Origin of the sequence: Psychrobacter glacincola (assembly GCF_965118485.1) — a bacterium.
In the GTDB taxonomy this organism is placed as follows: domain Bacteria; phylum Pseudomonadota; class Gammaproteobacteria; order Pseudomonadales; family Moraxellaceae; genus Psychrobacter; species Psychrobacter glacincola_D.
This window is the reverse complement of record NZ_CBCPJH010000012.1, coordinates 61,064-84,503: the sequence shown is the minus strand read 5'-3', so window position 1 is coordinate 84,503 and position 23,440 is coordinate 61,064. Positions and strand designations below refer to the sequence as shown.

The window sequence follows — 23,440 nt, the reverse complement described above, 5'->3', positions numbered from 1 at the left end:
TTGATGATAAGTTTTTGGAAGGCTGCTTAGCAGTTATTTGCCAGTGCTATGAGGAATTGTTTAGAGTAAAGTCATAATGAACGTGTGTACGCGAGGGTGAGCGAGGTAATAGCAAAGCACTGCTTTATTTGAGCGCAAGGCGAAAGCTATGCTTGAGTAAAGCGCAGAGCGAAACCATTAAAGAAAACTGACTCATGCTTCGCATATTTCCCCACTTTTAAAGCACTCATATCTAGAGGCTAATCTTTTTATCTTTTTCTAACTTTTAAAACATTTAAACTTCAAACTAAAAAAGAGTTACTAGAATTCTATTAACTCTTTTTTTTGGGCTTCTTTAAGGTTTTCTTAGCTTAATTAGCAGCAATCAATTTTCCTGATATCTCAAGAGGAATGATATTGCTAATCATTTTTGGGAAAGCTGTAACACCGTAGCTATAACGATCTACCAAACCCGTTGCACGGAATTTTAAAGTAGGTTTAGAGGTAACAGGATCGTTCTCTACATCTGATAATGTTACTCTCACCGTCAAAGGTCTAGTTTGACCCAATACTGTAAAATCACCAGTTACATTGGCTTCTTTAGCATTTATCATACTAACTTTTTTAGAAACAAAAGTCATCGTCGGATATTGCTTCGTATTCAAAAGCTCCTTTCGGCGCAAAAATGAATCTCTCAAGCCGCGCTCAGTATCGATACTATCGGTAAAAACGGTAAAGTTAATGGTCGTGCTTGCTGGTTTATTAACGTCATAATTGATGGCACCATTTACTTTATTAAACTTACCGTCAGTGGTGGCTTTACCCAAATACTTAACCTCAAATTCTACGTTGGTCTTTGGGACGTCCAGTTTCCATTTTTGTGGAACGGTCGCCGCCAATCCCATAACTGGCAGTGATAATAGTAGGCAGCTGCTTAGTGTAATTTTTAGCAAAGAGGTGACAGGTGTGGTCATATATCTAATCCAAAGAGAAATAGGAGGTATAGCAGTAGGTAAAATAATTTAATTCAAGTGTTTCTATAGCAATTATATCAGTGCTCTATTCTTTTTAAAATCAATCAACTATAGTAAGGCAAGATCCTACTACAATTAAACGGTTTCAATGTACTATTAAAGTTATAAGCGCTTGAAATATTTTAGGTAAATGGTTTAAGACAGACAGCATGCTACTTTAATAATTATGAGTATTTTTATCATTTTTTCGGAAAAATATTATGTCCCTCATGTCCAGCTTCAAAGGTATTTTGGGTGAAACAGTCATCAACATCGCCATGTGGCTAAAGCTTGAAAAAGACGTTTATCATCGCCTGAACAATATCACCTTGCCATTAGCCAATGGTGGCAGTACCCAAATCGACCATGTCATCGTCTCCATGTATGGCATCTTTGTTATCGAAACCAAAAACTATAAAGGCTGGATATTTGGTAGTGAGACGCAAAGACAGTGGACGCAATCGTTCCCAAACGGCAGTAAATACAAATTTCAAAACCCATTGCGCCAAAACTACTTGCATATTAAGACGCTCGCAGATTTATTAGGCTTGGAGCCGCAGTATTTTCACTCAATGATTGCATTCATCGGTGAGTGTGAGCTAAAAACCCGCGATGAATTGCCTGAGCATGTATTAACGAGCGGCATGGCATCTTATGTGAAGAAAAAACAAGATAAGTTATTAACCGACGAAGAAGTCAGGGCTATCGTTGAGCAGATTGAAAGCAATAGGTTTAGCAAGTCTTGGCGCACTAATAAAGCACATAAAGCCTATCTAAAAGATAAGCATAGCAATTCAAAAAATCAGCAAAGCAGTAACTCTAATGGTCAGTCAGTTGCTAAAATTACTAATGAGCCTACATCTGAGCCGATAGTAAAAGAAACTGCTAAAAGAGCTACCTTGAAAAGTAGAGAAGTGCGCCGTTGGTCTGGTCAAACGGAGGTTGAATCCATTGCCGTTGATGAATTCATGATTCTGCCTATCGATAAAAATCTACTCAACGAACAGCCTAACAATCATGACAATATCTTTATCACTCCATTTCAACTGCTAGAGTCTGAATTCGAGTCTAAAAATCAAGCTCACGAAGCTGCATTTATTAAGCAAATTCCTGATAACTTGGTACAAGTGCCTAATTGTCCAAACTGTCATGGTGAAATGGTTCAGCGCATGGCAAAAAAAGGTGCGAGACAAGGTCAATTTTTTTATGGTTGTCTTCAATTTCCAAAATGTCGTGGGGTAGTTAATAAAAATTGAGCCCAAAATAATTTTTTATTTTAAGCTCAATTGTTATTCCAAGAGATGTCAGGCAACCACTGACTCTTTGTGGCTATTATTTGCCTTTATAAAATCTGTCTTAATTAGGTCTGCCAGTTTTTCAGCAATCATAATCGTTGGCGCATTGGTATTTGCACTGATTAATGTCGGCATGACTGACGCATCAATGACACGTAAGTTGGTTACGCCGCGGACTTTTAAATCTAAATCGACCACTGAACTCTCATCTGAGCCCATCCGGCAAGTACCGACAGGATGATAAATGGTATCTGACTTATTACGGATATAGCCGAGCATGCCATCTTTTTCGATATATGGAGCAGGGTAATCCTCAGTGATATATTTGGCGATTGGTGATTCTTGCATAATAGCGCGCGTACGTTCCGCGCCTGCAACCATATATTCAACATCTTTTGGATGCGAGAGATAGTTTGGATCGATCAATACCGCGTCAGAGGGGTTGGCAGTATCGAGCCTGACCGTGCCTCGGCTTTCAGGGCGTAAGTAGCAGCTATGGCATGAAACGGCAAAGCCGCGTCTAAGATCACGACCATGTTCAATCACGCGAGATATGACAAAATGTAATTGGGTATTTGGCCATTCTTTTGGGTCATCACCGACACTAAAGAACGCGCCCGCTTCGGCATAGTTGGTAGACAAGAGGCCTGTACCATCTTTTCTCCACTGCCGGATAGCTTTGGTTAGGGTTGAAAGCGTCGCCATGCCAATACCGATGACATCGGTGGTATTCACCTCGTAATCAAATACCACATCCAGATGATCTTGTAGATTACCGCCAACTTCGGGCGCATCTACCACCACATCGATGCCGTGAGACTGCAAATGCTCAGCAGGACCAATACCTGATAACATTAGGACTTTAGGCGAACCAAAAGCACCGCCTGATAGTATTACTTCATGACGTGCCATAATGATATGTTCAACGCCATCTTTTTCATAGACCACACCAGTCGCTTGTTTGTCTTCAATGATAACGCGGTTAGCTTGCGCATGGGTAATAACGGTTAGATTGGGTCGGCTTTGTACCGGATGCAGGTAAGCGGCAGCGGCAGAGCAGCGTTGACCTTGTTTTTCACCATGAAAATGCGTGACTTGATACAGTCCTGCACCGTCTTGCTTTTTGCCATTAAAATCCTCATTACGGTCAAGACCATTGGCAACGGCCGCTTCGACAAATGCTTTTGAGATGTCGCGTGGACTAAGTAAGTCACTAACATGCAGCGGTCCGCTATCGCCATGGAGCTCATCGCTACCATGAATGTTATTCTCTGATTTGATAAAATAGGGTAGCACATCGTCAAACCCCCAACCAGTACAGCCTTGCTCGACCCAGTGTTCATAATCTAGCGCACTGCCACGCGTATAAATCATCGCATTAATAGCGGATGAGCCGCCTAAGCATTGCCCACGTGGTTGAAAGCCGCGACGGTTATTGAGGTGAGTTTGCGGGGTAGTATGAAAGCACCAGTTGTTTAATTTAAGCGGTTTTCCCGGTACCATTAAAATCAGTCCGGCAGGCACGCGAACTGCTAAGTCTTTACCCTCACCACCGTATTCTAATAAACAAACACTGATATCTGGGTTTTCGGTCAGGCGGCTAGCAAGCACGCAGCCTGCCGAACCACCACCAACGATGACGTAATCAAATTTTCCATCAAATTCCATTTCTTATTCCTTGTAGCATCCATGCTGATTGAAACATCTATATTAAGACAGACTCATCATAGAAAAGTGTTTAAAAATAATTGATCTCTTAGAGTATCTATCATTTTGCTTAAATAATATAGCCTGTTCAATATAAAAAAGAACTATCTAGAATGGAACTACTTAGAATAAAACTATATTGGAATAATCTTTGTTAATTTTTCTTTTTGCTAAAAGATTTATATTACTTATCCTGCTAATACGAGTTTTTTAAGAGAAATGGTTATACCGCACAGACTTCTGAGCGTACGATAAAGCGTTTGCCTTCGGGTATTTCTAAGGAAAAACTGGCTCCGCGACCATTAACCACATCAATGGTTAAATCGGTATGTTGCCATAGTTTATATTGCGGCTTGCCCATATAAAACGGACAGCCAGCAAGCTCACCGATGAGGACATCTTGCCCGCCAACTTTAAATTCGCCTAATGGATAGCACATCGGCGAGCTACCATCACAGCAGCCACCTGATAGATGAAACATCAATTCGCCATGCTTGGATTTCAGTAGTTCGATTAGCTCTTTACAGGATTCTGTCGCTGTGACGTTCATAATAATTTCCTTATTATTTTATGGATAGCTCGTTCCTATCGCTGCTTTATTAAGGCAAAAATGCAATCTATCTTACGATAGATTGCATGTATTTATCTAAACTATGCCTGTACATTTATAGCTAAGTACAACGTTTTAGATTAAAAGAAGCCCATCGCTTTAGGACTGTATGACACTAGCATGTTTTTGGTTTGCTGATAATGATCAAGCATCATTAGATGGTTTTCACGACCGATACCAGACTGCTTATAACCGCCAAACGCTGAATGCGCAGGGTAGAGATGATAGCAGTTGGTCCAAACGCGACCGGCTTTAATGCCACGACCGAAACGATAAGCACGAGTACCATTACGTGTCCAGACACCAGCACCAAGACCGTATAAAGTATCGTTGGCGAGCGCCATCGCTTCTTCATCATCTTTAAAAGTAGTAACGGCTAGTACAGGACCAAAGATTTCTTCTTGGAACACGCGCATATCATTGGTGCCTTCAAAGATAGTTGGCTGTACGTAATAACCGTTCGCCATATCGCCATCATGTTTGGCAAGTTCACCACCGACGAGGACTTTAGCGCCTTCTTTTTTACCGATATCAAGATAAGATAGGATTTTTTCTAACTGATCTGAGCTGGCTTGTGCACCAATCATGGTATCAGTATCGAGCGGATTACCCATTTTGATGGCTTTAACACGGGCAATACAGCGTTTCATAAATTCATCATAAATGCTTTCGTGCACGAGCGCGCGTGATGGACAAGTACAGACTTCGCCTTGGTTTAGCGCAAACATCACCAAGCCTTCGACGGCTTTATCTAAGAACTCATCGTCCTCATCCATGATATCGGCAAAGAAAATATTAGGACTCTTGCCACCTAGCTCTAAAGTCACAGGAATGATATTTTCACTGGCGTATTGCATAATTAAGCGACCAGTCGTGGTCTCACCAGTAAAGGATACTTTATCAATACGGGGGTTAGAAGCAATTGGCTTACCGGCTTCTACACCGAAGCCGTTAATGACGTTCAATACGCCTTTAGGCAGAATGTCCGCCGCACCTATTAAGTCAAGCATATATAAAACAGAAGCAGGCGTTTGCTCGGCAGGCTTGAGGACGACACAGTTACCCGCTGCAAGTGCAGGAGCAATTTTCCAAATCGCCATTAGAATAGGGAAGTTCCAAGGAATGATTTGACCGACGACACCTAAAGGTTCATGGAAATGATAGGCGACGGTATCTTCATCAATTTGGCTAATGCCGCCTTCTTGTGCACGGATAACACCAGCGAAATAACGCAAATGATCAATGGCGATGGGAATATCAGCGGCGAGGGTTTCGCGTACGGGTTTACCATTTTCATAGCTTTCAGCGATAGCGATAGCTTCTAAGTTGGCTTCGATACCGTCGGCAAGTTTGAGCAACATATTAGAGCGTTCAGTGACACTAGTTTTGCCCCAAGCGTCTTTGGCAGCATGAGCGGCATCTAGCGCGGCTTCGACATCTGCTTCTTTTGAGCGTGCGATTTGGCAGAAGATTTTACCGTCGATGGGACTTGAGTTGTCAAAGTATTCACCATCGAGTGGTGCGACCCATTCACCATTGATGAAGTTGTCATATTTTTCGCGGAATTGGACGGGACTATTTTCAGTATTAGGATAGGCGTATAACATGAACGATTCCTTGTTGTGTATTATGGTTATATAGACAGATTTAGTTGGCCATCCTGACCAAGCTATGACTCTATCGTACTGAGCTTTGGCTCGAAGTGATAATGACTTTTTATAATGATATGGTTTGTATCATATAACTTAAAGTTATGTGAGGTAGGATGGTTAAAGTGGTTCGCAAAATGAATGTAGCTGTTATAATTGAGCTCAAATACTTTTAGCTCGTCGTGGTTAGCCCTGTAATCATGGCAGCTTTCTTTTCTTATAATCTTGGTTGGTTTGGATATATGCGTCAATCTTCTGCTCTTGATATCTTAAAAACAGGTCAAAATGTCTTTTTGACTGGCTCAGCAGGTTCAGGTAAGACTTATACCCTTAACCAATATATCGACTATCTGCGTGCGCGTCGGGTGCCGGTTGCCGTTACTGCCAGTACCGGAATCGCCGCAACGCATATGAGCGGCACAACGATTCATAGCTGGTCAGGTATCGGTATCAAGGATGAGCTAACCGATCGCGACTTGACCAATTTGTCGCGAAAGCAGTTTTTGGCAGACCGTTTAAAAGATACGGCAGTATTGATTATTGACGAGATATCAATGCTGCATGCCAAGCAGATTAATTTGGTCAGCCAAGTACTTAAGCATGTGCGTAAGAATGATAAAGCCTTTGGTGGTATCCAAGTAGTGGTGGCAGGAGACTTTTTTCAGTTGCCACCGATTGGTAGCAAGGGCGAGAGCAATCGTGAGAAATTCGCCTTTATGTCTGAAGCGTGGCTCGATGCTAAGTTTCACATCTGCTATTTATCCGAGCAACATCGTCAAGTCAGCGAAGCGGCCAATGGTGGACTTGATTTAGACGATATTCTTAATCAAATCCGCCGCCAAGAAGTGACTTTTGAGGCGATTGCTGCTTTAGAAGCCACTTTTGATCAAAATGTTGATATTAAGCGCACCCGTCTTTATACCCATAACCTTAATGTTAATAAAATTAATGATAAAGAACTGGCTGATTTATCTGGTGAGATGATGCGCTTTGAAGCTACGTCTGTTGGTGATACTAAACTGGTTGAGACCCTAAAAAAGACCGTCCGTACTCAGGATGATTTGGTATTAAAAGTTGGCTCAAAAGTAATGTTTATTAAAAACAATACTGAGCTTGGCGTATCTAACGGTACGATGGGCGAGCTGATTGGTTTTGCTGCTGTCAAAATTGATGATGATAAAGACAATAGTGATGATTTGATTGAAGCCGATGATGAAAGTATTGATAGTGATAAGACTATAAAAGGTAAAGGTAAAAAAGCCACCAAAGATAAAGACAGTGATAAAAAGCAGCCAAAAACTAAAAAGCCAACCACACAAAAAATGCCAGTGGTTAGGTTAAATACTGGGCGTGAGGTTATCGCTGAGCCGGAAGAGTGGATTATCGAAGACGAAACAGGTGAAGTACTGGCAAGCTACGAGCAAGTGCCACTGTGCCTCGCATGGGCAATTACCATTCATAAGTCGCAAGGCATGACACTGGAAGCCGCTGAGATTGATTTGTCGCGTACCTTTGAGCTTGGGCAAGGTTATGTGGCATTATCAAGGCTAAAGTCGCTGGCAGGTCTACAGTTGCTGGGTATGAATGACATGAGCTTACAGCTTGACCCATTAGCGCGCGGCGCAGATAAGCGCTTTTTAGTGCTGTCTGATGAGGCTGATGCCAATTATGCGATGCTTGATGAAGAGAGCATGACGCAGGCACATGAGAAGTTTATTCTTAAATCAGGCGGTACATTGAGCAAATCAGTGATTGATGCTTATGCGAATCTACAAAAAAAACGCCGTGAGCAAAACCAAGCGCAAATAGACAAAAAGCAGAAGCTGGGCAATCAAGTTTCTGATAAGTCTGACAGTACCTTGCTCGCCACACGAGTATTATTAGAAGAGAGCTTATCTATCGCTGAGATATCGCAAGAGCGGCAGTTATCACAAGCGACTATCATGCGTCATATTGGTGAGCTAAAATCTCAAGATTCAAGTCTTGCTTGTGACCATTTGCGTCCAGAGGATGAGGTGATGACGGCAGTAGGTAATGCTTATGTGGCAATTAAAGTCGCTAATAACCCCAATGACTTTAATGATGATGGTAGTATTAAGCTACGCCCAATATACGAGCATTTAAAACAAGCTATTGATTACAATAATATTCGCTTGGCGCTAATTTTTATCACGCCCTAGTAAATTCTAAATTGCTTAAATTTTATTAACAGTCATTTGCTTATCGCCTTGTTGCTTACTGCATATTGATAGTAGGTCTTGGTAGCGCTCAATTTTCTTTCAACTCTTTTTTCATATCCCTTTATAGCGATTATTTGTTATGCCTGATTTTTCTAGTGCTACTTACCGTTTGACATCTAATCCTGCTACAGCAGGGTTTCATAGGACCAGTGACCAGACTCAGCCTTTAAGAGTGGCTATCAATGGTTTTGGTCGTATTGGACGTAATGTATTGCGCGCGTTATTAGAGCGCTTTGAGGTGTTAGGACGCGCTATTCATGTGGTGGCGATTAATGATTTAGCGCCCGCTGAAACCTTATTGCACTTACTTAGGTTTGATAGCACGCATGGGCGTTTAAGCCAGCTTGGCGTGACCGCCGATATCGTGCAAGATGGCTTTACCGATCATCAGCAAAAACCCTGTGCGACAGCAAAAAATGACATTCAGCTGTGCTTGACCAAAAACAATCTGACTTACTGCATCCGTTTATTATCAAGAGAGAACCCAGAAACACTGCCATGGGAAGACTTACAGGTCGATGTGGTGCTTGAGTGTACTGGAAATTATCGCTCTTATGAGCAGGCAAGCTTGCATATAAAGGCAGGTGCTAAGCAAGTGATTATAGGTGCGGCGCCCTTTAATGATGTCGATGCTTGCATCGTGATGGGTGTCAATAGTGACACTTTAACACGTGATTTGCCGATTATCTCTAGTGTCTCTTGTACCACTCAGGCGCTCGTGCCGCTTATCGATACCCTTGATAAGGCATTTGGGGTTGAATCGGCGATGATGACTGAGATTCATGCAGTAACCGCCGATCAAACTGTCCTCGATCAAGCACACCGTGATCTAAGACGCGCGCGCGCGTCTGGTTATAATATTATTCCAACCACTTCAAGTAGTATCGCTGCTACGGAGAGCGTGCTACCAAATATGGTAGGTAAGATAAATGGTCACTCTATTCGCGTGCCAACGATTGATGTCGCCGCTATCGATGTGACCTTTGTATTTGAAAAGGCAGGTGTCAGTATTGATGCGATACGTGAGGTGTTAAAATCAGCGAGTCAGGCGCATTTAGCGACGATCATGGACTATACGGACGAGCCGCTGGTCTCAAGTGACTTTATCCATCAGACTGAATCACTGATTATCGATGGTCAGCAGCTGATGCAAGTGGGCAATCAATACAAGGTTTTTGCTTGGTATGACAATGAATGGGGTTATGCCAATCGTATGCTTGATATGTGCTTACATCTTGCCTCAAGAAAATCTTAAACTAGAGATTATAAGCAGTTAAGAAATTAATTTAACTTTTTTAATATAACTGCTTGCATTATCATTTCAGATCGTTATAATGATGCACAAATGGAGACGTGGCAGAGCGGTTGAATGCACCGGTCTTGAAAACCGACAAGGGTTAATAGCCCTTCGAGAGTTCGAATCTCTCCGTCTCCGCCAAATTCGAAAAACCCTAATCAGCAATGATTGGGGTTTTTTTATGCTTAAAAAATGGCTTTTTATATAGCTTTTAAATTTATGCTTATTAGTTTCATATCTTTTCGATTAGCCGTTTATATTTATATGAAGCTTGAGTGTTACAAAAATTGTGAAAATCAAGAATTAAATAGTTAGTATATATTTCATTTTATGAATATAATGAAATGGTCGTTTAATATACTTAATATACTTAATATTACTTTGTAGTTAAATAACCTGAGGATACTCCGATGAAGAAGATAGCAATGTATTTATTAGCTGGCACTGTTCTTTTAGGTTGTGGCGGTGATGATGACTCTGATTTTGACTCTACAACTAACCCTAATCCTGATCCAACACAGACTGTTAAGCTAACTCCCGGTATATATACAGGTTCTACAGATGAAGGAGAGTATTTAGAAGGCTTAGTTGATGATGATAATAGGTTATGGTTTATTTATTCGGAAAAAGAAATTTTTATAGGCTTTATGAGAAGTAACGACTCAGTAGTATTTAATAATAGTAAGTTTACAGCCTTAGTAAAAAACTATTCTTTTGATAAAGAAATAGGAAGAAATAGTCGTGATGCTACAATTACAGGCAATAGTAAACCATCAAAAGCTTTCACTGGAACGTTTTCAGAACAAAATGAAAAAACGATAAATTACAATGTGGGCTATGACGAAGCTTTATCAGCTAGAAAACAAACCTTAGCTATGATTAATGGTAAAACGTACAATGGAGACTCGTATATAACTGATGTTTCAGGAGCAGGGAATTCAACAATTACATTTGACCCTAATGGTAATTTTACTGGAAATGACGACGAAGGCTGCACTATGACAGGTAAGTTTACACCATCTATCTCAGGTCGTTACTATGTAAGTACCGTGACTTTTGGTGCATCTCCTTGTTATGATGCAGGAGAGACTCATACAGGAGTTGCATTAGTAGATGAAGATAATGAATTGATATATCTTGGTACGGACAGTACGAAAAAGAAAAGTAGCGTTTTTATTAGCTAATACCCTCAAACAATGAATACTATGATATAAACTTGAGTAAAAAAAGCCCCAATCATTACTGATTGGGGCTTTTTTTATGCGAAGTCTTTATCTCTTTTGAGATTCTTATGTTATTTAGCTAGCATCTCATCGAACTCGATTTCCTGACCATCTACTAAAACCATTTTACCCTCAGTAATTTCAATGCTGACCCCAGTGTTATTTTTAATGGCACGCATGACATTAATATCTTCAATACTACTGTCGATTATTATTTTGCCAGATTGCTCTGGAGCGATAGGCGGTTCAAACTGGGTCAACGGTACATTGAAGCGTTTATCTTTGGTCAAACGCTTGTCCTGCATGGTTAATGTGCCTTTAAAGCTCTCGATGGCGACTTTGCCGTGATTAGACAGCATAAACTGCAGCTTGACTTGATTTAAGCTATCACTATCGCTGGTTTTTACCGGTAATAAATCGACAGGATAGTTTAGATTATTGGCAGCTTCTATATTCTGACTGGTAACAACTGGGCTTTTTTTACCAGTTGGATTATTAGGGTGCAAGCGTTCATATTCGCGCTGTTGGCTTAAGGCTTTTTTAATGGTAATGCGAGGCATCGCACCTGAATCATAAGCGCTACTGAGCTTCATACGCAGCATATAACGGCTGAGCAGTTTTCTATCTGCTTCAGGTAAACGCTCAAAGGTCTCGCCCAATGCCTCTTGCCATTGATCAGAGTTAGTCGGTATGGTCTGCTTACTAGGATCGACTGGCGGCTGTGAGCAGCCATAAATAGCTGACGTCAGTCCTAAGCTCAGAATCAAAGCCATCATTTTGCTTAAACGTGTTGATAAACCAATCATCTGATACCTCTGTATAATCAACAATGGCCTTTATCTTAATCTATCGGCTCTAAAGATTGTGTATGTTTATTTATCACTGAATAATGGTAAGCGTGAATTTTAATCATAAAAAAGACCGAGCACCATTAAGTTAACTCAGTCTTTATGACTATTTTAAATATTAATTACTTAAAAGCTACTGCTTCTCTTGTAACTCAGAGAGTGGGTGAGTGATATTGTTATTGTGAGTGACCACAATTGCCTCATCGATAATGCGCTGGCTGACGCCTTTTTTGCGCAATGTCTCAATAAAAACTTCATCATGAGCAAGTGTATAGTCTTGATGATCACGGTCAAGTCCCTGACGGACGTAGAGACGAATCAAGCCTTGAATACGCTTAAAACCGAGCTCTGCTGCGGTCGCCGTTAAAAGCGTAATCATCTCTTCAGAGAGGCGAATACTGATAGGGCGCATGATTTTTTGCGGATGATCAGAAAATTTATTTTTTATACGTACAGGTATCATAATAAACCATTACTATTAGTGAGTAGGGATAAAGCACTCAGGCAACGCCAACTTGGATACATCTGCCTTTACCATACAACAAAAGTCGCTAAAAGAACACCGGCGCTGTATTAATAGCCATATTAAAAGTGTGCTAAACATCAGACATAAAAAAACCTCCATCAAATAAATGATAGAGGCTTCTTCATATATGGCTCTCCAACCTGGGCTCGAACCAGGGACACACGGATTAACAGTCCGTTGCTCTACCAACTGAGCTATTGGAGAATAATTGGTAATAACGATAAGTTTTGCAAAAGCTTTGATAAGCGCTATTGCTTGTCTTGTTTGCGTTATGTGGGGCACATTTTAGCCAAGTAGCTGTGGGCTGTCAACCTTATTCTGAGATTAATTATGAATAATGTCATAATCGATGCAAATATTGACTATAACCATCTCATTTTAACTATTTTAATAAAAAATAGCATCACTCAATGAGAGGGTAAGCGCTTTATGCCAGAGTAAAAAGTCTTTTTAACCTATAATGGCTAAAGAAACATCTAAAGCAGCAAAGAGAAAGGATAAAAGTAGTGACCACCTTAAAATATATTGCTCATTATTCTGAGCATATCCAAAGCCAAGCTGCCATGCTGATTAGTAGTGGCAGATTGGGTGACTATTTAGATAAAAACTATCCAGATAGACACCAAATACAAAACGATAAAGCGTTATATCACTATATTAATGACATAAAAAGTCAGTATATGCGTAAAAGTAATCCGCTAACCCAAGTGACTTATAACAGTAAGCTTACGGTGCTTAAGCATGCGCTAGGTATTCATACTTATCAGTCCCGCGTGCAAGGTAGCAAGCTTAAATCGCACAATAGCATCACGGTGGCAAGCTTATTCAAAGAAGCACCGCCTGAGTTTTTACGGATGATTGTTGTCCATGAGTTGGCACATTTTAAAGAGCAAGAGCATAACAAAGCTTTCTATCAGCTGTGCTGTCATATGGAGCCTGATTATCATCAGTTGGAACTTGATACGCGTTTGTGGTTACATTGGCGTGAATGCTAATCTATCTTGGTTGACAATATTAGATGAATTTAGAAATAGAGTAATCAGTTTATGAGTACATCAAAGCAGCAGGGAACTTCTAATAATAAAAAAATATGGCTGATTCCTTTACTTTGTTTATTAACCGGCGGCGCTTTAATCGGCATCTCTACCAATTTGGCAAAATATACGGGCGAGATAGGTCTGACGCCACTGGCCTTTCTGTTTTGGTCTATTACAGGCGCTGCATTTATCTTATCCACTTATGCGTTTCTACGTCATGAATTACCGCCTTTAAATAAGCCTACGCTAAAATATTATTTGATTGCAGCATTAGTGAGTGTTGCAGGCTCTAATTTGATATTTTTCTCAGCGGTTCCGCACGTCGGTGCAAGCTTTGTCGCTTTGACTATTTCCTTGCCGCCGCTCCTCACTTACCTTGCCGCGATAATTTTACGTATAGAACCATTTACCAAACTGCGTGCATTTGGTGTGGTTACTGCACTTGCTGGAGTAGGGGTATTGGCGGCGCGTAAGTTTTCTGCGCCGGATGCCAGTATTTTTTGGATTGTATTGACCCTTTGTGGTCCCGTTTTATTAGCGATTGGTAATATTTATCGGACGCTTTATTGGCCAAATAATCTCGCTCCTAGCGCGTTAGCTCCTGGTATGCTGATTGCAGCGTCAGTGCTGCTAGCTCTGGTGAGCATTGCTCCTCATTATTCGCTTGCTGTTCCGATGACTGAGTTTTTACCGTTTGGTTTAATTACCATACAGGCATTCGTTTTTGCCGGTCAATTTTTATTATTGTTCTTATTACAAAAAACAGGTGGACCGGTATTATTGAGCTTATTAGGTGCCATAGGAGCAGTGGTTGGTGTGCCTGTCGCTATTTTTTTACAAGGTGAAAGCCCACCAGAGGGATTGTTTCTGGGCGCTTCATTAATAACGCTTGGCGTCATATTAGTTACCTATGGTGGGATAAAAATGACGATAGCAGTAGAAAAAAAGTAAAGTAGCAGCATGGAAATGTAATGATGAGCTTGAATCTGTATTATTGCGCCACTGGCGTACCTTCTGTACTAAAAGCAAAGCCTTTATTACTGAAATTACCAATCATAACGGCTTCAATGACTGGCGTAACGGTTTCATCTATACCTTCGACTTCAATAATAAAGTTCGCGCCCGAACCGCCTTTATCCTCTTCTTTTTCGACGATATAATTTAAAGTTGCCATCGCTGGTAGCTCAATGGTTTCTGTTAAGTATGACTTTACAAGCTCGCCATGGGTGCCGTAATAATCAATTTTATTAATATATAGTGATTTGTCTAAGGTCGTATTGCGTACGCTCAAGGTCGCTGATAATAATACTTTGCGATTATCTCTATCAGTATAAATGTCTGAATAAATCGGCACATAAAAGGTTTGTTTATAGCCAAACTGGCTGTGATCCACTTTTTTTGAGCTGTTCTCAAGCTCTTTAATAGGATCTTGATGTTCTTCTGAAAACATGACATTTGGGTCTTGTTTTGACGCATCACAGCCGCTAAATAGTAGCAAGCCTGCGATACATAGCACGGATATGCGACATTTATTCATAACATTACCCTCTATCGATTAGTGTACTTTAACCCCAACACTACGCAAAAACTGATTGATATGTTTATTGGCGCCATATACTACTAGCACATCGTCTGCTTGCAGCACTTGCTCGGGCGTTGCTAAACCTTGGATATCGGGCTTGCGTTGGTTGCGACCAAAGCTGTCTTCATAATGCTCATAGCGCATGGTGCTGAGCAATTTAAGATTAAATTTCTGCTGCATTTGTAAGGCTGCGATTGTTTTGCCAATTAAAACATCTGGGATACTAATCTCAACGATACTAAAGTGTTCAGTCAAACTAAACGAGTCGACGAAATAGCGTAGCGACAACCGTTTTGCCCAGCGCATCGCTGATTCTTTTTCGGGATGAAAAATATCGTCAACCCCAATCGCCTGTAGGACTTTTTCGTGCAGGGGGTTGATACTACGACTGATTAAACGCTTGGCTTTCAAGGTTTTAAACAGCGCTGTCGCCATTACATTTGCCCCTTGGTCTTCACCAATTGCCACCACGACAATATCCGTATCCATAATCGGTAGGCCGTTGACCGTATACTCATCAGTGGCATCCATGCAGATAGTATGAGTGATAAGCTCTTTATAAGCTTCAACCTTTTGCATGCTGCTATCGATAGCAATGACCTCATGACCTTGGCTGGTCAGTGCCATCCCGAGCGATGAGCCAAAACTTCCCAAACCTGCGATGATATATTTCATAATATTCCTTGGCACTTATACAATCGTAAATACAACAATAGGGCACGATTAGTTAATAGTAATCTCTTCGGTTGGATAACGGTAGTTACGTTGATGCCTGTTTTTAAGTAGGGCAACAAAAATAGTCAACATGCCGACACGCCCAACAAACATAATCACAGAGACGACAAGCTTGCTAAAAGTTGACAAATCAGCGGTCAAGTTTAAGCTGAGACCCACCGTGCTGTATGCTGAAAAGCATTCAAAAACAACTTTAATCAAATCAAGCTCGGGCTGATCGTAACTGATGAGCGTCACGCCCAGTCCAATGACCAATAGTGACAACCACATAATTGAAAACGCACGGCGAATAGAAATGTCGGCAATCTCACGTTGGAATACTTCAACTTTGGTCTGACCGCGCGCTAAGCTCAAAGTATTTAAGACCGCAATAGCAAGGGTGCTGGTTTTGATACCACCGCCCGTCGAATTTGGCGAAGCTCCAATCCACATCAAAAAAATGGTCAGCATAATGGTGGGGAACGCTAAGGCATCCATATCTGCAATATTAAACCCTGCTGTGCGCGGGGTCGCAGCGGTAAATAACCCCGTGATGACCTTGCCATAAAAACTGCTATGCTCAGCCAATATGCCGTTATATTCAAACATCAATACTCCAATCAGTCCGATTAATAGTAAAGAACCCGAGGTAATCAGGGTAATACGACTATTAATACTGAGCAGCCATGGCTGATAGCCATAACGTGGATCATGAGGATGGAGCGCCCTTTGGGTACGGTGACGTAGATAGCGCAGTAGGTTGGCGACAATCAAAAATCCCATGCCGCCAAATAAGAAGGTAGTACTAATAATCAGCTGTAACGGATAGTTAAAGCGTAGTGACTCATCATATAAGCCAGCACTGAATGTTGAGAATCCCGCATTACAAAAGGCAGAGATGGCATGAAACACAGAAAAAAACAGCCGTTCAGAGAAGCTCATACCCGGTAAATCGTAAATACTGATATAAATGAGCATCGCAGCCAGTGCTTCAACGCCAAAGGTGACATACAGAATAGACTTTAAGGTTGATACCATATCGCCCAAACGCCGTGAAAAATTCATCTCACTGATACTGAGCTGGGTCTCATAACTGACACCACCTTTAAAAAAGTAACTAAAATAAGTCACAAAGGTCAAAATTCCTAAGCCACCAATTTGAATCAGCCCTATGATAATCACTTGTCCAAAAGTAGTAAAACGCGTTGCCGTATCCACCACAATCAGCCCTGTGACGCAGACCGCACTGGTCGCCGTAAATAAGGCGTCAATAAAAGTGATTGGCTCATTAGTGGCATTAGGCATCATCAGCATCAAAGATCCTACCAACACCACTGCTAAAAAACTCAAGATAAAAAACTGACCGGGGTTTAAAAAGGTACGATTCAGACTAAAGTTATTGTCGGATATTTCCCGAATGAAAGTGACAAACACGGCAATCTTAATCGCAATAAAGCCATCAACGGGCATCGATAGCCCTGAGCGTGCCAATTCAGTGAAATGTATTGCCAATAAAAGAAAAATAGCGACACTGGCTAGTAAATCAAAAATCGCTACTTTATTGACAGCGAGCCGCGTCTTTGCGCGTAGATAGCGCCAAATCGTGGCGATAAACCCTAGTAAAATGATGGTTAGATAAAAAAGGTGAAAAATATGCTGTAGCAAAGTTGATAGGGTAAATCCACTATCGATTAAAGCAACTCCGACTCCGATTAGACTAATAAAAATAGTAAGCTTGTTCAATAACCGATACGGTAGGGCTGGGTGCATAGCCTATATCCAGACAGGGAGGTAAATAGCATATTTATACTCCTTTTTTCTATTATTCACTAAAACTAATTTTTAATAATCGTAACCAGTTATAATTTTTATGACAAAAATTTCTTAAGAATATATGGACAGTTGTTGTAATAGAGCTTGTATAAGAATAAAAATTTGTTTGGATGGTTATGATAACCAGCATTTACTTCCTACCAGAGCTGTTTATACTCAAATAACAGGCATAAAAAAAGCCCTAGATAGGCTTTAATCTTACTGTTGATATTCGCTATAAAACTGTAAGATGCATTAAATTAAATTTCATGACCAAAATAACTGCTAATCCAACAATTAAAAAACAGGTTGCTAGTGCTTGAACTATAAATAAATCGTTTGTTATAAATTACCCCTTAAGTTGTCAGGTATTATAAACAATTTTCGTGTCTTAATGTTTTTTATTTATAGTAAGAGTGGAAATTGATAAAGTGCTGCATATAACACTGTGCCAATGATGACACATACAATACTCAGCCAGACAAGACGAATATTAGCAACCGACCATTCTGTTTGCCAATCAATTCTATGACTCGCTCCTAGCCACTCTGTCACACTCATCGCTACCGTGAGCCATAATGCGCCGACCAAATAGCCTCCTAATACATCACTTAAATAGTGCTCATTGAGTACAATCCTGCTTAAACCTACCAATATAGAAAAAAATACAGTAATCACCAATACACGGACTTGCCGAGTAAAGCTGTGGCTAAAACGAATAACTAGGTAAGCAAGAAATCCATACAAGGCAACTGTAACCGTCGCATGTCCACTTGGAAAGGAATCTGTCCGCTCGAATAGCAAAATATCTGCTGGTCGATCGCGATGGAATAATAGTTTACTGAGGAAGGTAAAAACCGTGCTTCCTAGAGTGGCGACCATTAGCCCAATTACTATGTAACGCTGGCGAATTACCCAGCATAGAACACAGGTGAGAAATATAATCAAACAGGTAGTTGCAGTGGAGGCGAAGCTGGTAATCAGGATGAAAAATTTTACGATAGGCGACTCACTCAGCATACTCATCTGATGTGATGCAAAGTAGTCCATTGCCACGATAGTATCTGACGTAACGACATCTTCAACCAAGCCAAAAAATAAAGAGAGAATATAACCCATGACCAGAATTAAAAGTGTCAGAGGTAAGCCGTAAAAGTGCTGTATATGAAGTCTTTGTGATAAAGCATGATATATTTTTGGATAGTTATTTCTTAATCGAATAAGTCGTTTGCTTCGACTCAAATACTGTTTAAGCACCGCCCAATATCGCAGTGTCTGAGTTAATACTGTCTGACCATAACGAATAATCCCATACTGCAAAGCCCATAACACAATCATCACGAATAGAATTAGAGCTCCTAAAATGAATAACTGCTGATTTTTTTGAATGAGAGTAATCATTAGTAAGAAGTCTCTTGTTGAAACAGTTGTTGTAAATCCAGGTCATTTAAGCCAGTTATAGAGGCAAAATTTCAGTTCTCATTAAGCGTATTGCTTACCTTATGACATACCATAAATTAAACCATACGGAATACAAAAAGCAGTATTTTTCTTGATAGGCTTAAAGCATTGTAAAACCTTGGAGAAATCAGGATTTTTCTTTTTATGCAGATTATCAATCTCAATTTTAGTTAATCTTTTTAGAGTACGTGAGTCAAGTTTTATGACCTCTGCTGGTTTGTCATTTATGCTGATAGTTTCTTCTAAATCGAGCATCTCTGCATGATCACCAAATCTAAAACTGGCATTATTGACAGTTGAAAACGTCTCATTTGATGCTGTTGTAAAATTAAGCTGCTGAACCGCGTAGACCATGCTAGCGCCTACACTACCTTCAAAATGACAAGGTGTTTTTTTCAACGCTTTTTTATTGCTCAATGACACTGTAGTGCAAGTCGTATCGCCAGTAACTTCGCCGACCATCGCCAGCGCACTGACAGAACCCAACGCCATGGGCAAAATGACGGGCAAAACAAGGAGTAGTTTTTTAATAGCCATTCGAGCAGCCTCTTTTTAGTTTTTAAAATATCAAATCTGTTAACTAGCACTCTTAACACCTTCTTAACGCAGTACATGCTATTTTATCGAATACATTCCTCTCTCATTTTATTAAGAAGTCCGTGTATGTCAAAACACTCAGTTACTGATGCCAGTGTTGCAGAAGCCAATAATATAGGTCCTGTGACGACTAATAATGGGACCAGCGAGAAAAGAAAATTCTATAATCGTGAGGTCAATCTTGCCTATTTGATTATAGTGGTGGTGCTATATCTGGTTGCTACGGCAAATATTGGCTTTTTTGAGCAAGTACTCGCTATATATCCGTTTGCTGACAATGTTGGCTTTATTATATCTCTTACTGGCTTACTGTTTGGGTTGATGTGGTTATTGTTTCAGCTATTATGCTACCGCCCGATAGCAAAGCCTGTGCTGAGTATAATGCTCATTATCGCGGCCATATGTGGTTATTTTACCGATGGCTACGGAACGATATTTGATAGCGGTATGTTGGTCAATAGCTTACAGACTGACCAAGCAGAGGCGATGGGTTTGATGGCACCAAGCTTTGTTATTCGACTGCTATTATTAGGGGTGCTACCTGCTTTTATTATCAGTAAGATTCGTATAAAGCGTTTGTCTATAGGTCGCTCAATCGCACAAAAGGCAATGACCTTGATTTTGTCTATTGTGTTGATAGCAGTTTGCCTATTGCCGTTTGGTGACCAGTATGCCAGCTTCTTCCGCCAGCATAAAATGGTGCGTAGTTATACCAATCCCATTACGCCTATTTATTCAGCCATCAAACTCGGTACTGATTATATCGATGAATTGCGTCGCCCTGATACGATGACTGCTCACGCTGTAGATGCTAAGCGGACAAGTACGGTTGGCAGTGTAAAACCTAAGCTGATGGTGTTCGTAGTCGGTGAAACAGTTCGTGCTGACCATATTGGCTTAAACGGTTATAAGCGCGATACGATGCCGCTACTGGCCAAGCAAGCTGATATTTATAGCTTCAAAGATGCAACCTCTTGTGGCACGTCAACTGCGTATTCAGTACCTTGTATGTTCAGTTATGCAAACCGAGAAGACTACGACATAGACACTGCTGAGTATCATGAAAACGTTCTGGATACTCTCAACAAACAAGGCGTCAATGTTATCTGGCGAGACAATAACTCTAGCTCTAAAGGCGTGGCAGACCGCGTCACTTTTGAGGACTATAGAACCCCTGATACAAACCCTAACTGTGATATTGAGTGTCGCGATATTGGCATGCTTAACGGTTTTGATAAGTTGGTCAAGTCAGATACAACTCCAAAAGATACACTCATTTTACTACATCAAATGGGCAATCATGGTCCTGCCTATTACAAGCGCTATCCCAAAGCATTTGAAGAATATAAGCCAGCCTGTATGACTAATGAGCTCTCTAAATGTGACAGAGAATCCGTCATCAACGGTTATGACAATGCAATTCGCTACACAGATTACTTTTTAAATACCATTATCGATAAGCTAAAACCCTATGAGCAAGAGTACGACGTGGTGATGGTATATATTAGTGACCATGGAGAGAGTTTAGGTGAAAATAACGTCTATTTACATGGCTTGCCGTATAGTATTGCACCAAAGGCTCAAAAGCAGGTACCAGTGATTATCTGGTCGCCTAATGGCAATAGCATCGATAATAACAGCCTCTCTAGCATGACCGATCAGCCAGTATCACATGATTTTATTACGCCAACCCTACTGAGGTTTTTTAATATAACGACTCAAGAGGTTGCATCAGCACCAACTTTCTTTAAGTAAAGCAGTGCTCTAAAAAAACAGCATTCATACACGAGGCTTTTATGCACAAAATACTTGTCATTGAAGACAATCCTGATATCGTAGCAAATATTTATGCTTTTTTTGAACCAAAGGGCTTTGAGCTGGACAATGCCCATAATGGACTAAGTGGCTTGGCACTTGCTTCAAGCAATCGTTACGACGTTATATTGCTAGACGTCATGCTACCCGGTATGGACGGTACTAAGCTATGCAAAACGCTTAGAGAAGAATTACATGATAAAACGCCCGTATTGATGCTAACCGCGCGTGATACTGTTTTGGATAAAGTGGCAGGGTTTGATAGTGGTGCTGATGATTATTTGGTCAAACCTTTCTCATTGGTTGAATTAGAAGCACGTATCAAAGCACTGATACGTCGTAATCAGGATGAACATTTTCAACATACTATTGAAGTTGGCAAGCTGTCTCTAAATACCGAGGAACACAGTATCAAACGAGAAGATAAACTGCTGAAACTAACGCCAACAGGATTCAAAATCTTACTCATTTTAATGAGTGCGTCGCCTCGGGTGGTTAGTAAAACTGAGCTTGAGGAAAAGGTATGGGGACAAGACATTCCAAGTAGTGATGCTTTGCGCACCCACCTACATAGTGTACGGGCGCAGGTTGATAAGCCGTTCGCTAAGCCCATGATAATAACTATAGCAGGCGTTGGCTATCAAATAGTTAATCCTGATAATTTATAAAACATCGTCTTTCACACTTTGTTTTTATACCTAAATAAGCACCTGCCATGTTCACTATAGACTCCATCGCTAATAAGTTTCGAATTTCATACTTTTTATTTGCCTTACTGCTGAGCACCACTTTCGTCAGTATTTTTATGTATGCTGAGATGCGAATCGAACAAGACTTAGTGAAAGGGCGTCTTATACAACAGCTACAACTCAGTCAAGAAAAAGAAGGTAAGCAGGCTGTCTATACCGCAAATCCTGGTATTAAGATTTATCGTTATGATCGTGCGCCTGAGAATTTAAAAACGCTAGCGAACGGAACCGTTCAAGAGATGCGGGTGACCGTGAATAATCAAGTAGGCAAAACTGAGACCAACCTTCATTTTTTTGCCTATCAAAAAAATAACCAGAATTATATTTTGACCTATTTAGAAGATACTGAGATGGTGATGGAAAACTATCCGGTTTTAGCTATCTTCGAAGAGTTAGAGGATATATTTGTAGATACGCTGAAAGTTGCAGTTATTTTGAGCTTGCTTATTGCCGCGCTATTCTCGCATTTATCGTCTAAGCAAATCATCAAGCCTTTACTAGATTTAAAGCAAGCGGTAGAAACCGATCATCAAAACTTAACCGAATTAACCCATTTACCCTCAGAGGTTGGGGTATTAGCACGAGCTATCGATGAAAAAAATCATAAATTAGAGCAATATCTACAACGTGAGCAGTTGTTTACCGGCGATGTCAGTCATGAATTGCGCACACCATTGACCATTATCATGGGTGCATCAGAGGTATTAGCCTCTCAACTTGAAACCAACAGTCGCCTGAGCGAATTTGCCAATCGTATTAGTACGACCGCCAAAGAAACTTCAGAGATAATCAGTGCTTTATTACTATTATCGCGCGCGCCTGAACAGCTGGATACACCGCCAACCTCTATCAACACCATTGCCCTTAATGAAGTATCACGCTTACAATATTTGCTGCGTCATAAACCCGTAAGTTGCAAAGTAGTCGCTGAGCAGGACTACATAGCAAATGTGCGCCCTGAGCTGCTAAAAATGGCATTGGGCAATTTAATAAAGAACGCTTTTCAATACACAGATGATGGTGAAGTCATTGTCGCTATCGATGCTGAAAAAATCATAGTGACTGATACTGGTCTTGGTATTCCAGAAATTATGATGCCTTTACTCTATGAGAGGTTTGAGCGTCTGAATGACATAAATACAAGCGATCAGGTAGAAGGTAGCGGTTTGGGTCTAAGTATTGTGCAACGTATTATGACTCATATGGACTGGGAGCTTATCCACCAAGACAATGCTACAGGTGGTAGTACGTTTAGTATTTATTACAAGTAGGATTGTCCAAATCTC

General features: G+C 40.7%; 19 protein-coding genes, 2 tRNA genes and 1 pseudogene. 10 read left to right on the top strand and 12 right to left on the bottom strand.

Annotated elements, in window-relative coordinates; translation table 11 throughout:
- Nucleotides 1-350: 350 nt before the first annotated feature.
- On the bottom strand, nucleotides 351-953 hold the full coding sequence (locus ACMHKH_RS06580) for a YceI family protein (protein WP_413519839.1): 603 nt from the start codon (nucleotides 951-953) through the stop codon (nucleotides 351-353).
- A 260-nt stretch (nucleotides 954-1,213) separates the two neighbouring features.
- On the opposite strand from ACMHKH_RS06580, the gene ACMHKH_RS06575 reads away from it, so the two are divergent.
- Nucleotides 1,214-2,248 carry an NERD domain-containing protein gene (locus ACMHKH_RS06575; RefSeq protein ID WP_413519838.1) on the top strand — a complete coding sequence of 345 codons (1,035 nt, stop codon included), beginning with the start codon at nucleotides 1,214-1,216 and terminating at the stop codon, nucleotides 2,246-2,248.
- 48 nt (nucleotides 2,249-2,296) lie between these two features.
- Here the strand turns inward: ACMHKH_RS06575 and ACMHKH_RS06570 are convergent, their stop codons facing one another.
- From ACMHKH_RS06570 to ACMHKH_RS06560, 3 genes are all read right to left on the bottom strand, one after another.
- Entirely contained in the window at nucleotides 2,297-3,955 is a 1,659-nt protein-coding gene (locus ACMHKH_RS06570) for a GMC family oxidoreductase (protein ID WP_413519837.1), read from the bottom strand.
- A gap of 262 nt (nucleotides 3,956-4,217) precedes the next feature.
- The gene (locus ACMHKH_RS06565; RefSeq protein WP_413519836.1) at nucleotides 4,218-4,544 is read right to left on the bottom strand and encodes a DUF779 domain-containing protein; all 327 of its coding nucleotides are present in this window, start codon (nucleotides 4,542-4,544) and stop codon (nucleotides 4,218-4,220) included.
- A gap of 140 nt (nucleotides 4,545-4,684) precedes the next feature.
- Nucleotides 4,685-6,211 carry an aldehyde dehydrogenase family protein gene (locus tag ACMHKH_RS06560; RefSeq protein ID WP_413519835.1) on the bottom strand — a complete coding sequence of 509 codons (1,527 nt, stop codon included), beginning with the start codon at nucleotides 6,209-6,211 and terminating at the stop codon, nucleotides 4,685-4,687.
- A 284-nt stretch (nucleotides 6,212-6,495) separates the two neighbouring features.
- On the opposite strand from ACMHKH_RS06560, the gene ACMHKH_RS06555 reads away from it, so the two are divergent.
- The 4 genes from ACMHKH_RS06555 to ACMHKH_RS06540 all read left to right on the top strand — a co-directional run bounded on the left by ACMHKH_RS06555 (nucleotide 6,496) and on the right by ACMHKH_RS06540 (nucleotide 10,974).
- On the top strand, nucleotides 6,496-8,433 hold the full coding sequence (locus tag ACMHKH_RS06555) for an AAA family ATPase (protein ID WP_413519834.1): 1,938 nt from the start codon (nucleotides 6,496-6,498) through the stop codon (nucleotides 8,431-8,433).
- A 139-nt stretch (nucleotides 8,434-8,572) separates the two neighbouring features.
- The gene (locus ACMHKH_RS06550; protein WP_413519833.1) at nucleotides 8,573-9,748 is read left to right on the top strand and encodes a type I glyceraldehyde-3-phosphate dehydrogenase; all 1,176 of its coding nucleotides are present in this window, start codon (nucleotides 8,573-8,575) and stop codon (nucleotides 9,746-9,748) included.
- A 92-nt stretch (nucleotides 9,749-9,840) separates the two neighbouring features.
- Nucleotides 9,841-9,931, top strand: a tRNA-Ser gene (locus ACMHKH_RS06545).
- 269 nt (nucleotides 9,932-10,200) lie between these two features.
- Nucleotides 10,201-10,974, top strand: a complete 774-nt coding sequence (locus ACMHKH_RS06540; protein ID WP_413519832.1) for a hypothetical protein — start codon at nucleotides 10,201-10,203, stop codon at nucleotides 10,972-10,974.
- A gap of 110 nt (nucleotides 10,975-11,084) precedes the next feature.
- On the opposite strand, the gene ACMHKH_RS06535 is transcribed toward ACMHKH_RS06540, so the two are convergent.
- From ACMHKH_RS06535 to ACMHKH_RS06525, 3 genes are all read right to left on the bottom strand, one after another.
- A complete protein-coding gene (locus ACMHKH_RS06535) occupies nucleotides 11,085-11,819 on the bottom strand; it encodes a hypothetical protein (RefSeq protein WP_413519831.1) in 735 nt (244 codons plus the stop codon).
- Nucleotides 11,820-11,994: 175 nt separating this feature from the next.
- A complete protein-coding gene (locus ACMHKH_RS06530; RefSeq protein WP_413519830.1) occupies nucleotides 11,995-12,324 on the bottom strand; it encodes a CopG family transcriptional regulator in 330 nt (109 codons plus the stop codon).
- Between the two features lie 191 nt (nucleotides 12,325-12,515).
- Nucleotides 12,516-12,591, bottom strand: a tRNA-Asn gene (locus tag ACMHKH_RS06525).
- 269 nt (nucleotides 12,592-12,860) lie between these two features.
- On the opposite strand from ACMHKH_RS06525, the pseudogene ACMHKH_RS06520 reads away from it, so the two are divergent.
- Both ACMHKH_RS06520 and ACMHKH_RS06515 read left to right on the top strand, forming a co-directional pair.
- Nucleotides 12,861-13,382 (top strand): annotated as a pseudogene (locus tag ACMHKH_RS06520) (M48 family metallopeptidase); the annotation flags it as partial.
- 51 nt (nucleotides 13,383-13,433) lie between these two features.
- Nucleotides 13,434-14,375 carry a DMT family transporter gene (locus tag ACMHKH_RS06515; RefSeq protein ID WP_413519829.1) on the top strand — a complete coding sequence of 314 codons (942 nt, stop codon included), beginning with the start codon at nucleotides 13,434-13,436 and terminating at the stop codon, nucleotides 14,373-14,375.
- A gap of 40 nt (nucleotides 14,376-14,415) precedes the next feature.
- Here the strand turns inward: ACMHKH_RS06515 and ACMHKH_RS06510 are convergent, their stop codons facing one another.
- The 5 genes from ACMHKH_RS06510 to ACMHKH_RS06490 form a co-directional block, all read right to left on the bottom strand.
- Nucleotides 14,416-14,961 (bottom strand): DUF3124 domain-containing protein, encoded by a 546-nt coding sequence (locus ACMHKH_RS06510; protein ID WP_413519828.1) that lies wholly within the window; start codon nucleotides 14,959-14,961, stop codon nucleotides 14,416-14,418.
- Nucleotides 14,962-14,979: 18 nt separating this feature from the next.
- Nucleotides 14,980-15,681, bottom strand: coding sequence for a potassium channel family protein (locus tag ACMHKH_RS06505; RefSeq protein WP_413519827.1), 702 nt, complete (start codon nucleotides 15,679-15,681; stop codon nucleotides 14,980-14,982).
- 48 nt (nucleotides 15,682-15,729) lie between these two features.
- A complete protein-coding gene (locus tag ACMHKH_RS06500; protein WP_413519826.1) occupies nucleotides 15,730-17,490 on the bottom strand; it encodes a TrkH family potassium uptake protein in 1,761 nt (586 codons plus the stop codon).
- 447 nt (nucleotides 17,491-17,937) lie between these two features.
- Nucleotides 17,938-18,933, bottom strand: coding sequence for a phosphatase PAP2 family protein (locus ACMHKH_RS06495; protein WP_413519825.1), 996 nt, complete (start codon nucleotides 18,931-18,933; stop codon nucleotides 17,938-17,940).
- A gap of 99 nt (nucleotides 18,934-19,032) precedes the next feature.
- On the bottom strand, nucleotides 19,033-19,530 hold the full coding sequence (locus ACMHKH_RS06490; RefSeq protein ID WP_413519824.1) for a hypothetical protein: 498 nt from the start codon (nucleotides 19,528-19,530) through the stop codon (nucleotides 19,033-19,035).
- A 126-nt stretch (nucleotides 19,531-19,656) separates the two neighbouring features.
- On the opposite strand from ACMHKH_RS06490, the gene ACMHKH_RS06485 reads away from it, so the two are divergent.
- The 3 genes from ACMHKH_RS06485 to ACMHKH_RS06475 are packed head-to-tail and all read left to right on the top strand — an operon-like array spanning nucleotide 19,657 to nucleotide 23,425.
- Nucleotides 19,657-21,345, top strand: coding sequence for a phosphoethanolamine transferase (locus ACMHKH_RS06485; RefSeq protein ID WP_413519823.1), 1,689 nt, complete (start codon nucleotides 19,657-19,659; stop codon nucleotides 21,343-21,345).
- Nucleotides 21,346-21,386: 41 nt separating this feature from the next.
- The gene (locus ACMHKH_RS06480; protein ID WP_413519822.1) at nucleotides 21,387-22,073 is read left to right on the top strand and encodes a response regulator transcription factor; all 687 of its coding nucleotides are present in this window, start codon (nucleotides 21,387-21,389) and stop codon (nucleotides 22,071-22,073) included.
- A 47-nt stretch (nucleotides 22,074-22,120) separates the two neighbouring features.
- Nucleotides 22,121-23,425: a sensor histidine kinase gene (locus ACMHKH_RS06475; RefSeq protein ID WP_413519821.1), complete on the top strand. Its 1,305-nt coding sequence runs from the start codon at nucleotides 22,121-22,123 to the stop codon at nucleotides 23,423-23,425.
- The last annotated feature ends 15 nt before the right edge of the window (nucleotides 23,426-23,440 follow it).

Coding starts and splice junctions, on each gene's coding strand:
- ACMHKH_RS06580 (WP_413519839.1), bottom strand. CDS start 953: ATGACCACACCTGTCACCTCTTTGCTAAAAATTACACTAAGCAGCTGC.
- ACMHKH_RS06575 (WP_413519838.1), top strand. CDS start 1,214: ATGTCCCTCATGTCCAGCTTCAAAGGTATTTTGGGTGAAACAGTCATC.
- ACMHKH_RS06570 (WP_413519837.1), bottom strand. CDS start 3,955: ATGGAATTTGATGGAAAATTTGATTACGTCATCGTTGGTGGTGGTTCG.
- ACMHKH_RS06565 (WP_413519836.1), bottom strand. CDS start 4,544: ATGAACGTCACAGCGACAGAATCCTGTAAAGAGCTAATCGAACTACTG.
- ACMHKH_RS06560 (WP_413519835.1), bottom strand. CDS start 6,211: ATGTTATACGCCTATCCTAATACTGAAAATAGTCCCGTCCAATTCCGC.
- ACMHKH_RS06555 (WP_413519834.1), top strand. CDS start 6,496: ATGCGTCAATCTTCTGCTCTTGATATCTTAAAAACAGGTCAAAATGTC.
- ACMHKH_RS06550 (WP_413519833.1), top strand. CDS start 8,573: ATGCCTGATTTTTCTAGTGCTACTTACCGTTTGACATCTAATCCTGCT.
- ACMHKH_RS06540 (WP_413519832.1), top strand. CDS start 10,201: ATGAAGAAGATAGCAATGTATTTATTAGCTGGCACTGTTCTTTTAGGT.
- ACMHKH_RS06535 (WP_413519831.1), bottom strand. CDS start 11,819: ATGATTGGTTTATCAACACGTTTAAGCAAAATGATGGCTTTGATTCTG.
- ACMHKH_RS06530 (WP_413519830.1), bottom strand. CDS start 12,324: ATGATACCTGTACGTATAAAAAATAAATTTTCTGATCATCCGCAAAAA.
- ACMHKH_RS06515 (WP_413519829.1), top strand. CDS start 13,434: ATGAGTACATCAAAGCAGCAGGGAACTTCTAATAATAAAAAAATATGG.
- ACMHKH_RS06510 (WP_413519828.1), bottom strand. CDS start 14,961: ATGAATAAATGTCGCATATCCGTGCTATGTATCGCAGGCTTGCTACTA.
- ACMHKH_RS06505 (WP_413519827.1), bottom strand. CDS start 15,681: ATGAAATATATCATCGCAGGTTTGGGAAGTTTTGGCTCATCGCTCGGG.
- ACMHKH_RS06500 (WP_413519826.1), bottom strand. CDS start 17,490: ATGCACCCAGCCCTACCGTATCGGTTATTGAACAAGCTTACTATTTTT.
- ACMHKH_RS06495 (WP_413519825.1), bottom strand. CDS start 18,933: ATGATTACTCTCATTCAAAAAAATCAGCAGTTATTCATTTTAGGAGCT.
- ACMHKH_RS06490 (WP_413519824.1), bottom strand. CDS start 19,530: ATGGCTATTAAAAAACTACTCCTTGTTTTGCCCGTCATTTTGCCCATG.
- ACMHKH_RS06485 (WP_413519823.1), top strand. CDS start 19,657: ATGTCAAAACACTCAGTTACTGATGCCAGTGTTGCAGAAGCCAATAAT.
- ACMHKH_RS06480 (WP_413519822.1), top strand. CDS start 21,387: ATGCACAAAATACTTGTCATTGAAGACAATCCTGATATCGTAGCAAAT.
- ACMHKH_RS06475 (WP_413519821.1), top strand. CDS start 22,121: ATGTTCACTATAGACTCCATCGCTAATAAGTTTCGAATTTCATACTTT.